The 11,086-nt window shown below is 65.6% G+C and carries 9 protein-coding genes; 2 read left to right on the top strand and 7 right to left on the bottom strand.

Annotation, left to right across the window (positions count from 1 at the left end):
- From E1218_RS32215 to E1218_RS32225, 3 genes are all read right to left on the bottom strand, one after another.
- The coding region (locus E1218_RS32215) for an ABC transporter permease (protein ID WP_132326824.1) at positions 1-593 on the bottom strand (593 nt) is incomplete at its 3' end.
- Positions 583-1,638, bottom strand: coding sequence for an ABC transporter ATP-binding protein (locus tag E1218_RS32220; protein WP_267900342.1), 1,056 nt, complete (start codon positions 1,636-1,638; stop codon positions 583-585). The genes E1218_RS32215 and E1218_RS32220, both read right to left, overlap by 11 nt.
- Complete coding sequence (locus E1218_RS32225; RefSeq protein ID WP_132326825.1) at positions 1,631-2,278, bottom strand: ABC transporter permease; 648 nt, start codon at positions 2,276-2,278, stop codon at positions 1,631-1,633. Before E1218_RS32225 ends, E1218_RS32220 begins: the two co-directional genes overlap by 8 nt.
- 126 nt (positions 2,279-2,404) lie before the next feature.
- On the opposite strand from E1218_RS32225, the gene E1218_RS32230 reads away from it, so the two are divergent.
- Both E1218_RS32230 and E1218_RS38355 read left to right on the top strand, forming a co-directional pair.
- Positions 2,405-3,205: an IclR family transcriptional regulator gene (locus E1218_RS32230; protein ID WP_132326826.1), complete on the top strand. Its 801-nt coding sequence runs from the start codon at positions 2,405-2,407 to the stop codon at positions 3,203-3,205.
- A gap of 58 nt (positions 3,206-3,263) precedes the next feature.
- The gene (locus E1218_RS38355) at positions 3,264-3,812 is read left to right on the top strand and encodes a HEPN-associated N-terminal domain-containing protein (protein ID WP_407657652.1); all 549 of its coding nucleotides are present in this window, start codon (positions 3,264-3,266) and stop codon (positions 3,810-3,812) included.
- Positions 3,813-3,919: 107 nt separating this feature from the next.
- Here the strand turns inward: E1218_RS38355 and E1218_RS32235 are convergent, their stop codons facing one another.
- From E1218_RS32235 to E1218_RS32250, 4 genes are read right to left on the bottom strand one after another with little or no spacing between them, the layout of a single operon-like run.
- Positions 3,920-6,022, bottom strand: a complete 2,103-nt coding sequence (locus tag E1218_RS32235; RefSeq protein ID WP_132326827.1) for a hypothetical protein — start codon at positions 6,020-6,022, stop codon at positions 3,920-3,922.
- Positions 6,023-6,058: 36 nt separating this feature from the next.
- Positions 6,059-7,588, bottom strand: a complete 1,530-nt coding sequence (locus tag E1218_RS32240) for a sulfatase-like hydrolase/transferase (protein WP_132326828.1) — start codon at positions 7,586-7,588, stop codon at positions 6,059-6,061.
- The gene (locus E1218_RS32245; protein WP_132326829.1) at positions 7,585-9,381 is read right to left on the bottom strand and encodes a glycoside hydrolase family 2 protein; all 1,797 of its coding nucleotides are present in this window, start codon (positions 9,379-9,381) and stop codon (positions 7,585-7,587) included. The genes E1218_RS32240 and E1218_RS32245 overlap by 4 nt, the downstream gene beginning before the upstream one ends.
- 8 nt (positions 9,382-9,389) lie before the next feature.
- Positions 9,390-10,724 carry an ABC transporter substrate-binding protein gene (locus tag E1218_RS32250; RefSeq protein ID WP_165949513.1) on the bottom strand — a complete coding sequence of 445 codons (1,335 nt, stop codon included), beginning with the start codon at positions 10,722-10,724 and terminating at the stop codon, positions 9,390-9,392.
- Positions 10,725-11,086 lie beyond the last annotated feature (362 nt).

The raw sequence follows: 11,086 nt of genomic DNA on the forward strand, positions 1-11,086 counted from the left end.
CACATGATGATCGTGGTCCGCAGCCCGGCCAGCATGACCGGTACGGCGAGCGGCAGCTCGATCCGGCCGAGCACCTGGGCCGGGCGCAGCCCCATCCCCTTGGCCGCTTCGACCAGGCTGGGATCGACCTGCTGGATCCCGATGATCGTGTTCCGGAGTACGGGTAGTACGGCGCTGACGACCAGCGTCGCGATCGCGATCGTCTCGCCGACCGAGAACAGCATCGCGAGGATCACCAGGATCCCGAGCGCCGGCGCGGCCTGACCGATGTTCGCCAGCCCGAGCGCGATCGGGGTCAGCCAGCGTGTTCCCGGCCGGGTCAGCAGAACGCCCAGCGGCATCGCGATCAGGACCACCAGTACCGTCGCGATTCCGGTGAGTTCGAGGTGCTGCACCGTCGCGCCCACGATCGAGGACGTCGTGAGCACCCGGCTCTCGATGCTGTCGAGGCTGAGCGACCCGATGTACACCCACAGGATCAGGACCGCGCCCACCAGGACCGCGGGAGTGATCAGGTGGGCCACGAGCGCCCGCTTCGACCAGCGCTCACCAGCCCGTACTTCGAACGCTGTGCCGAGCGTCTCAACGGACATCGGGCTCACCTGCCTGAGCCCGGGCCCAGAGCTCGCAGACCTGGTCGAAGGCGAGGCTGCCGGCCAAGGTCCCGTCGGCGGCCCGGACGTCGACCTGAGTACGGCCGGCCCGCAGCATCGCGTCGATCGCGTCCCGGATACTCGACTCCAGCTCGACCGTGATCCCGTGCGCGGGCGTGCTGACCGGTCCGAGCCGGACGACTCGCAGTGCATCGGCGACGCTGGTCAGGCCCATCCGCCGGATCGCGGCCGCCGACCCGACGAAACTCGCGACGTAATCGTCCGCGGGTGCCGCCAGGATCTTCTCCGGAGTGTCGAACTGGGCGATCTCGGACCGCTCCCGCAGTACGGCGATCCGGTCGCCGAGCCGGACCGCCTCGTCGAAGTCGTGAGTGACGAAGATGATCGTCTTGCGCAACTCCTGCTGCAGTCTCTTGAACTCGTTCTGCAGATGCTCGCGGGTGATCGGGTCGGTCGCGCCGAACGGCTCGTCCATCAGCATCACCGGCGGGTCGGCCGCTAGTGCCCGGGCGACGCCAACGCGCTGCTGCTGACCACCGGAGAGCTGACGGGGATACCGGTCGCGATAGACCGACGGATCCAGCCCGACCAGGTCGAGCAGCTCGCCGATCCGCTCGGCGATCCGCGACTTCGACCAGCCGAGCAGCCGCGGTACGAGACCGATGTTCTCGGCAATGGTCATGTGTGGGAACAGGCCGATCTGCTGGATGACGTAGCCGATCCGGCGCCGCAGCTCACTCGGGTCAAGCCGCAGGACGTCATCGCCGCCGATCAGGATCTGCCCGCTGGTCGGCTCGATCAGCCGGTTGATCATCTTCATCGTGGTGGTCTTCCCGCACCCCGAAGGGCCGAGGAACATCACCATCTCGCCGGGCGCGATCCGCATCGACACCTTGTCTACCGCCGGTGCCCGCTGGCCGGCGTACTGCTTGGTCAGTTCGATCAGCTCGATGCCGACACCGTGGGCGGCTGGGGCCGCAAGCTGTGTGCGGGATTTGTCCAGGGTGGGCGTTTGGTCAGACACGGAGGCCCCTCGAGGTGGTGAAGCGGCGGATCAGGATGAAGGCGGCGTCGAAGGCCAGGGCGAGGATCACCACGCCGAGGGTGCCTGCGATCGCCTTGTTCAGGGCATTCGCGGCGCCCAGCCGGGACAGCCCGGCGAAGATCTCGTTGCCCAGCCCCGGGCCGGCGACGTACGCCGCGATGGTCGCGATCGCGAACAGCATCTGGGCGGAGACCCGGACACCGGTGATGATCACCGGCCAGGCGAGCGGCATCTGTACCTGCCACATCGACCGCCGCCGCGACAGCCCCATTCCGCTGGCGGCCTCGATCACCGCCGGGTCGACCGCCCGCAGGCCCGCGACCGTGTTCCGCACGATCGGCAGCAGCGAGTAGATCGCGAGCGCAATCACCGCCGGCGTCCAGCCGAGCCCGAAGATCGGGATGAGCAGTGCCAGCAGGGCCAGCGACGGGATGGTCAGCAGCGCACCGGAGGTGGCGGTGGCGACTTCCGACCAGCGCGCACTTTGCCAGGTCAGGACGCCGATTGTCACCCCGACGACCGCTGCGATCAGCAGTGCGATCACGACCACGAGCAGATGTTCGGCGGCCAGCCGCACGAGGTCGTCGAGGTTGTACTCGACGTACTCCAAGAAGCTCACGCCCCCTCCTTCCGAAGATGGTTCGTGTGATCCCCGTAGTGGCACGGTAGAACCGGGTGTACAGTTTGAACAATGAAGGTTGCTCAAATTGCAACTCGCTGACAGCGTGACCAGGGAAGGAGTGGGATGTCGGTGCCCACTGGTCCGGCCGGTCTCCGGCGGGACATGCAGATCCTCGAAGCGCTCGGCGCCAACACCAACGGCACCGGTGCCGCGTTGGGGGTGAGCCGGGTGGCGGAACTGGTAGGGCGGGAGAAATCCCAGGTGTCCCGCGCTCTCGCCGGGCTGGCCCAGGAGGGCCTGGTCGAGCGAGACTCCGACACGCTTGGGTACCGGCTGGGCTGGCGCCTGTTCGCATTGGCGGCCCGGACCTTCGAATCGCGCCTGGTCAGCATCGCCACGCCGTACTTGCGAGCCGTGGTGGCGCGTGTGCAGGAGACCACCGTCTTGTGCGTACTGCGCGGGAACGACGTACTCACCGTCGCCAGTGAGGCACCGGCGCACGCCTTCCGCGGGATCGGCTGGGAAGGCGTGACCGTACCAGCGGCAGCGACCTCGGCTGGGCGGGTCCTGGTGTCGGAGTGGGACGAAGCCGCCGTACGGACCTACTTCACGCCGGAGAAGCTCGCCGCGGCGGGAGTGCATCCGGAGGTACGCACGCCCCGGCAGCTACTGGACGAGCTTGCGCGGATCCGGAAGAACGGTTATGCCACGGTCGACGAGGAGTTCGAGCTGGGGGTCGTCGGGTGCTCCGCGCCGGTCCGCGACTTCAACGGCCGGATAGTTGCCGCAATCAACATCGTCGCTCCGAAAGGCCGCCTGGGCGACCGCCTCGACCTCGCCGGCCGCTATGTCGCGGGCGCCGCCCAGCAACTGACCGAACGCCTGACCTCCGATCAGGAAGCCGCCGGTCGAATACCCGGGTGAACCCCCGCCCGGGCCGCGCCAGGGCCTGAGTGCGGAGAAGACCGGTGCTCTGCCCCAGATCGCGACTGTCCGCCCAGCAGCGAGTGCCCCATTTGAGATCGTCCTCGAGCGCGTCGTCGACGGCCTCCGGCACGAGTACGAAGATCCTATAGAGCAGATAACCTGGGACGAAGGCTACGTCGGCACGGTGTGGAACACCTCCGAGCTCCTGTGGGAGCTGGACATCACGGAGAACGACGAGGTTCATCGAGCCCTGCAGCGGACCATCCAGACCTACGAATGGTGCGAGCGCGACCCCTATGCTGCTACGCCCACCGAGGCCGTGACTTGGGGATGGGCCCTGCGTACTACGACGCGTCCACGGCGGCAGGTGCGCGAGCGGAAGTCGCTGGATATGCTGCACTTGCCGCGGCTGCCACCGGACATGCACCCTGTTCGCACGGCATCCCACCGGCCTCGTCGTGCGAGAGCACCAACTGACAGCGTCGGTGAGTCGTTACACACCTGTCCTGGGCTTCTGCGTGTCCGGCGCGCACCAGTTACGCACCACTCTCCGGGGTGTGATCCGTCGCTGACTGGCGCGCGTCTTCCCTCACTAGGCACATGACCGGCTCGGCCGCAACCTGATCATGACTGCGCGTCACACGACATCGATCCCCGCCGTGCCGAGTTGTCGGCGCCGGATGACTCAAGCGCCAAGTCGGTATGATGATGTCAAGCCAAAGGTTGATAAACCACCTCTGTGGGAATCCCTCGGCGGGGGATCTCCGTAATGAGGAAACTGGCCTGCGAATCTTCACCCGTCGATTGCATCCAGAAGGTGACAATGGCCCGGCTGCCGACGGATTCCCAATTGATCGGGCTGTACTTCTTGAGATCCATCACCAGCTGTCCCTTGCCGACGTTGCCGCCGTCCAGCAGATTCGTTGGAATGAGGACATCTGCGGTGGCACCACCCTTTCCCCAAGGCGACTCCGTGGTCCGTTCGGGGTCGAACATGTTCCCGTGCCATAGGGCGCTGCGGACGCTCTTCCCGTTATCCACGTAGTCGACGCGGATGCCGAACATGCTTTCCTTGGAGCTGGGCTGCGCGGCCACCTTGTGCGCGAGAATGTCGACGCTCAACTTGTCCGGAAGGTTCTCGTACTCCGCTCCGCAGACTCCGCTGCCCAACACGTCTCGCGCGCCGGTGTGAGCGATGGCCCGGACGGCGTCGTACGCCCCGTAGTTGTCTCTCGTACGCGTTGTCCCGTCCGCGTCGGTGATCCGATCGTTGTATGAATATTTCCGCACGAACGTTGCCGTCGGCAAACCCGTCCGGTCCAGAATCGGGTTCGGCTTGCCACTGTCGATTTCGATGTATGCGAGGCCCGGGCCCTCGATCGTGACCGACTTGGTAACGCTGTCGGAGTCGGCGTCGACAACCGTCACCTCGGTCGGACCGAATTCCCCGCCCGCGCCCTCGAGAGGGCTGCCATGATTCTTGTCGAGGTGATAGACGGACAGCCGGGCGGCGTCGGTGCGGACTCGCTCAGGAAGGTTCATGAGATTCAGGTCGAGATCGCACGGCTCGGTGGAATTGTTCCACAATATTACGCTGGTCCTGTGCTGGTCCGCGGATGCCATGACGCCGACACCGCTCGGTAGGGAGCCACTCGTGTTCACACGCCAGATCGGCATCCGGGAGTACAGCTTCAACATGTTGAACAGCGGGAGCTTGAGAACCTTGTCGTCCTGCCAGCGCAACAGGTGTCCCAGCCAGCCGGCGAAGGAGACAGTCTCCAGGTCTGAGATCTGGAGAAAGCTGTCGAAATCGGCGATGGATCTCACGGCTTCCAGGGTGGTGCCGGCGTTCTGGTCCCACTCGGCGCCCGGATTGAACGGCCCGTACTGAAGAAGGGTCAGCGGCAGTGTGTTGACCTTCGTGCCGAGAGCGTTCCGGCAGCCGTCCAGCAGTTGCCACACGCGAGGACCGTAATTGTTCATCGTTAACCGTTTGAGCCCGATGTCCTGATAGAGGTCGGGATTCGACTGCGCCCTGGAGAAGTATTCGTCCATCGCCGCCTGGACGTAGGACTTGCCGCCGAGCACATCAAGTTGCTCGGTTCCCCAGGGGATGAAATTGGCCATCCCGAACATCGCCCTCTTGTGGACGGGCGCGATCGCTTCGAAGTAGGCCTCGTAGAGGCTGAGAAAAATTCGGACCGACTCCGGCTCGCGTATTCCGGTGAGATTGTGCTCCGGCTCGTTCCACAGTGTCCAGGTGATTGGCGTCAGGTTATATTGCTCGGTGAACAATCGCATGGCCCACGCCGACTTCTGCAGATCCGTCGGTGGTGGGAACTTCTTGGGAGCCACGGCCTCGTCGTACGGATGCCACTGCTTCGGAGCGCCCATGAGTTGGTGGACTATCTCGATGCCGCGTTGCTGCAATCCTCGGTGGAAATCTCTCAGTGGTTGGTTGTCCTTCGCCTCGATCACCCCGTCGGGCGAGACCTGGATCGGATAGGGATCGAGGAACGGCCAGTCTGTCTCCGGGAATCGCAATTCTCCGTTGTACAGTGCCGGCCTGATCTCGTCCATGTAGGGAAGGCTGTTCAGGACGTTGATGTCCGCGAGCGCCCTGGCAATGCCGGTTTTGGACTTGACCAGGGGAAAGAAGTCGATGCTGGAGAAGTCGACCCCGAGTGTGACTGCTGACGATGGAGACCGCAGTACTCGTGCCGTCGGTGGCTGCAGTAGCACTGCCACGCTGGCGGTGATGGTTTTGAGGAAGAGCCGGCGACTCGTCAGCCCTTTGCGTAGCAGTCCTGTCATTTCGTGCTCCCACCAGTTTTTACGAGCCGAGGGTTGTCATGGCTGTTCTCCGGTCTGCACCGGCGATGATGCAGACTGCGGCGACCACGGTCGGGTGCCGTCGTCGTGTCGCAGCCGGGCGTACCAGTTGTGTTCGGCACGTTTGGGGAGGTATCTCGCCTCGGGCAGGTCGTCAGTGATCCGGAGGGTCCACCACAGCAACTCCTCGACCATCCGGGACCGCACGAGCTCGTACGCCGGATCGCTCCAGAGGTTCTCCAGCTCCATCGGGTCCGACCGCAGGTCGTACAGTTCACCGCGGCCCAGCACGTCGTACAGCAGTTTCCAGTCGCCTCGGCGCAGCATCCGGCTGACGCCGCTCTGGGTGACCGAGTTGAGCTCGTCGTACTTCGTGCCCGGATAGTCGAAGTGCAGTGGCGGCCGCTCTTCGACGTCGTACGGCACGCCGCCGAACCCGGCTTCGCCGTAGACGCTGGCGAACTCCCCGGCTGTATCGCCGGAGCCAGTCAGCAATGGCCACAGGCTGCGCCCGGTGACGCCGTACGGGATCGGCTGGCCGAGTGCCTCACACAAGGTCGGGAACAGGTCGACCAGCGAGACGAAGCTGGCGGAGTCGATGTGCTGCCGGATGCCGGCGCCGGTCACGAAGAACGGGATCCGCATCAGCACCTCGGGCATCCCGGCACCCTTGCGTTGCAAGCCGTAGTCACCGACATAGTCACCGTGGTCGGCCAGGTAGACGAAGATCGTGTCCTCGGTCAACCCGGCTGCGTCCAGGTGCTCGTAGAAGCGCCGGACCTGGTCGTCCAACAGCCTCAGCATTCCGCAGTACGACGCTCGATAGCGACGCCACAGGTCGTCGTACCCGGCACGCTTGGACTCGACCAGCCGGCGCATCCACAAGTAGTCGCCGCCCTTGCGCTCGGCTGCCTCCGGGCCGCAGGCGCGGTCCGGCACCGACTCCGGCGGGAACATCGAGAAGTACGGCTCCGGCACCTGGTACGGATTGTGCGGCTCAGGGAACGACAGCCAGCAGAAGAACGGCCGGTCCTGGTCGCGCTTGTCGATCGCCTCGATCGCGTCGGACACGATGCGGTGCGGGAATTGCGCTTCGAGCGGGAACGGCGTCGGCTCAGTCGCCGGGCCGTGGTCGATAGATTTCAACCAGTCCGAGAACGCGGCATCGTCCGGCCCTCGCCGCGGGCCATCCTCGTGGTAATACGGCCCGGACCACTGATCGAAGTCGCCCTCCCGGCGGTACATGTGGGGCTTGCCGATGAACATCGTCTGATGTCCGGCCGACCGCAGCATGTCCACCAGATCAGTGGTCCGGAACACCTCGTCGGCGGCGCTGTTCTGCCGCACGCGGTGCGCCGACGGGTAGCGTCCGGTCAGGAGGCTGGTCCGGGCCGGCACGCAGGCCGGCGTCGGGGTGTAGCCGTTGTGGAAGGTGGTGCCGTCAGCAGCCAACTGGTCGCAGAACGGCATCGTGTCGAGCCCGAACCCACCCGCCGCAGTGAAGCCCTCGCGTTGCTGATCGGTCATGAGTAGAACGATGTTGGTCATCCTCGGCTCCTCTCCGGCCGTGCTCGTCGGCGGTAGTGGTCGACAGACTCCGACGGGATCGCCGCGGCCGGCTGCGCGACGATCTCACGCACCTTTTCGACGTCCAGCTTCGGCCGGCGGTGCTCGTCCAGTAGGCCGTTGGCCTCCTGCAGGGTGTCGGTCAGCTGGGTGTAGCAGAAGCCGGCCAGCTCACGCGACTCGGCGATCGCGCCGACAAGGTCGGCGAACCGGCGCAGCAGGTCGTCGGCGTCGGACGCGGTCGAGTAGCCGAACCATTTCTCCCCCGCCTCAGGCGCGTAGGACAGTCCGCCGAACTCGGTGATGACTACCGGCTGACCGCGCCGTACGGGGTCGCCGAGCAGTACCTTGCGTCGGCCGGGACCGCTGCCGCGCAGGGTCCGGTGCAGCTCCTCCGGGGTGCCATAGCGGTCGCGGATGCTGTCGCCGTACGGCGTGTAGTCGTGCACACCCCAGATATCGCTCTCGGTGTGCTCCCAGCCGTCGTTGGAGATCACCGGCCTGGTCGGGTCGAGTGCCTTGGTCAGGTGGTAAAGCGCGGTCGCGTAATGCTGCTGCTGCACCGACCGGGCGATGTCCGGCACACCCCAGCTCTCGTTCAGAGGAACCCAGGTGACGATGCATGGATGGGTGCGGTCGCGGCGGACCACTTCCAGCCATTCCGAGACGGTCCGCTCGACGGCGGTCGGGGTGAACACGAACGCGTTCGCCATCTCCCCCCACACCAACAGCCCCAGCCTGTCGCACCAGTACAGGAACCGCGGATCCTCCACCTTCTGGTGGATCCGGGCCCCATTGAACCCAAGCTCCTTGATCAGCTCCACCTCCCGGCGCAACGCGGCAGCACCCGGCGCGGCCAGGTGCGACTGCGGCCAGAAGCCCTGCTCCAACACCAGCCGCAGAAAGTACGGATGCCCGTTCAGCAGGAACATCCCGTCGGCCATCTCCGTGGTCCGGATGCCCAGGTAGCTGCCGATCCGGTCCGGGGCGCTACCTGGCATCCGCAGTTCGAGATCCGCGTCGAGGAGGTTCGGGTTCTCCGGTGACCACAACAGCCGCCTGGCCTCCTGCGGATGGTCCAAGGCCGGCAGCCGCAGCACGATCCGGGACTCCGCCGCAGACACCGCAACGACCTGGTCGACGAGTTCTGTCTCGCCATGGCGGATCTGGATCGAGAGCTCGGTGCCATGAACCGGTTCGGCACTGAGCCGAAGATCCAACGTGACGCTCCCACTGCTCTGATTGCTGCTCCAGCACAGATCCGTGACGTGGGTGGCCGGCACCTGCTCGATCCACACCGGCTGCCAGATCCCGGTGGTCCGCCGATAGAAGATTCCGTGCGGCTCGGGCCGCCAGGCCTGCTTGCCGCGCGGCTGCCCGACATCGGTCGGCTGGTCCTCGGCCCGCACCAGGATCTCCTGCAGAGGCTGATCCCGCAGCGCGTCGGTGATGTCGGTGCTGAACGGCGTGTGCCCGCCGGTGTGCTCGGCGACCAGTTGTCCGTTGACCCACACCGTGGCGTGGTAGTCGACCGCGCCGAAGTGCAGTACGGTGCAGTGCCCGGCGGGCGGTCGGGACAGTTCGATCCGGCTCCGATACCAGACCACCGGATGAAAGCCGGGCTCGGCGATGCCGGACAGCTCAGACTCCGGCGGGTACGGGACGACGATCGTGCGGCCGAAGTTCTCGTCGTAGCCGAACTCCCACTCACCGCACAGGTCCAGCCACCCGTTGCGAACCCGGTGCGGAACCGGCGGCAGATCGGTCTCGGTCATCAGGCTCCTCACTTGTACTTCTCGGGTCCGTAGTCGACGTGCGGTGTCCAGTCGGGGAACACGAAGTCGTCCCGGCTCACCTTCGCCCCCGCCTTTGTCGCCGCCGCGATGTTGGCGTCCTGTTGCTTGTTGGCGGCGTCGCTCAGCTTGATCAGCTCCGCCTTGAGATCGGTGACGTCACCGCTGAACACGCCCTGCACGATCTCGCCCAGGCCCGGCGTGATCGGTTTGCTCTTGGCCTGGACTGCGCTGACCGCGGGGTTCTTCAGTAGCCTGCTCGGGGCGAGGAATGCCTCGGTCTGGAAGCTGTCCACCACCGCCTTGTATGCCGGCAGCACGCCGGCCTTGTCGATCGCCTTCAGATCCAGCGGCGGCCTGGCCATTCCCTTCGCGATGCCGACGTAGTACTCCTCGGTGGTCGCCATCGACAACAACTTGGACGCGAGTGCTGCGTCCTTCGCGGTAGCGGTGATGTGGTACATCCCGTTCGTCGGCGGGACGTACACCGCCGGCTTGGTGCCGGCGTCGGGCGTCAGCAGACCGGTGCCGCCCAGCTTCGGCGAGAACGCCTTCAGGGTCTCGTTGATCACACCGGCGCACCACGGACCGTCGAGGTAGTAGCCGATCCGGCCGGTGGCGAACCGGGCCCGCGCCTCCTTGTCGTCCATGGTGTTCGACCCCGGCGCCATCAGTTTGTCCTTGGCCATCGACTGCAGGAACTCGATCGCAGTCAGAAAGGCCGGGTCGTGGTAGGCGAACTCACCGGTCCTGAACAGCTGACCGCCTGCGCCGAGGAAACCGCAAGACTCCGCCAGGTCATCGACCTGTGCACCCAACCGTGGCGTCATGCCGAGGTTGCAGATCCAGCCGTTACCGCCGCCGCTGGCGTCCTGCATCTTGCGCGCCGCGGCACGGAAGTCATCGAACGTCCGTGGTGGCGCGGCGGGGTCGAGCCCGGCCTTCTCCGCCAACTCGGTGTTGAACCAGAGCGCGGTACTGTGGGTGCGCGTGTGGAACAGCGGGAACGTATAGAGCTTGCCGTCGATGCGGTGGAACCCGTCGTACAGGTTGGGCTTCAGCCGCGCCAGCGCCTCGCTCTCCAGCTGCAGGGGCTGGAACCAGCCGCCCTCGACCAGTGACGACAGCGGCAGCCCGTCCAGGCCGGCAGCGGTGGTGATGTCGGGCAGCTGGTGACTCTGTTTGGCCAGTTGCAGGGCCTGGCCCATTTTCGAAGTCTGCTGCAGGGTGTACTGCACCTTCGCGCCGTCAGGACGCTTCTCGAACTCGGTGAAGGTCTTCAGGTTGATGGGTTTGAGGTTCGGGCTGTGATCCCACCACGTCAACGTCCTTGCCCCGCTTTTGGCCCCGCCGCCACCGCTGTCGGCGGCGGTGTCACAGGCCCCGAGTAGTCCCGCCGCCGCGAAGGCTCCGCTGCCGACCAGTAATGTCCGCCTGCTAACACTTTCCATTGCCGCTACCCTCCTGTGGGTTGGCTCCGTCCTCAGTGGCGACCAGCACGTCGAGCGGCTGCGCAGGGTCGTCCCTCAGGTTGATGAGTTCATTGATGTTCGTCAGGCCTCGTTGCCTTGGGCGCCTAGTGCGTCGTATCGCTGTTGGTCGGTGCAGAGCAGTAGGATGTTGGGTTGGTTCATTGCTTCACCGCGCCGGCGATGCCTTCGACGAAGTACCGCTGGAGCAGGATGAA

It is taken from the genome of Kribbella turkmenica (assembly GCF_004348725.1).
GTDB lineage: Bacteria > Actinomycetota > Actinomycetes > Propionibacteriales > Kribbellaceae > Kribbella > Kribbella turkmenica.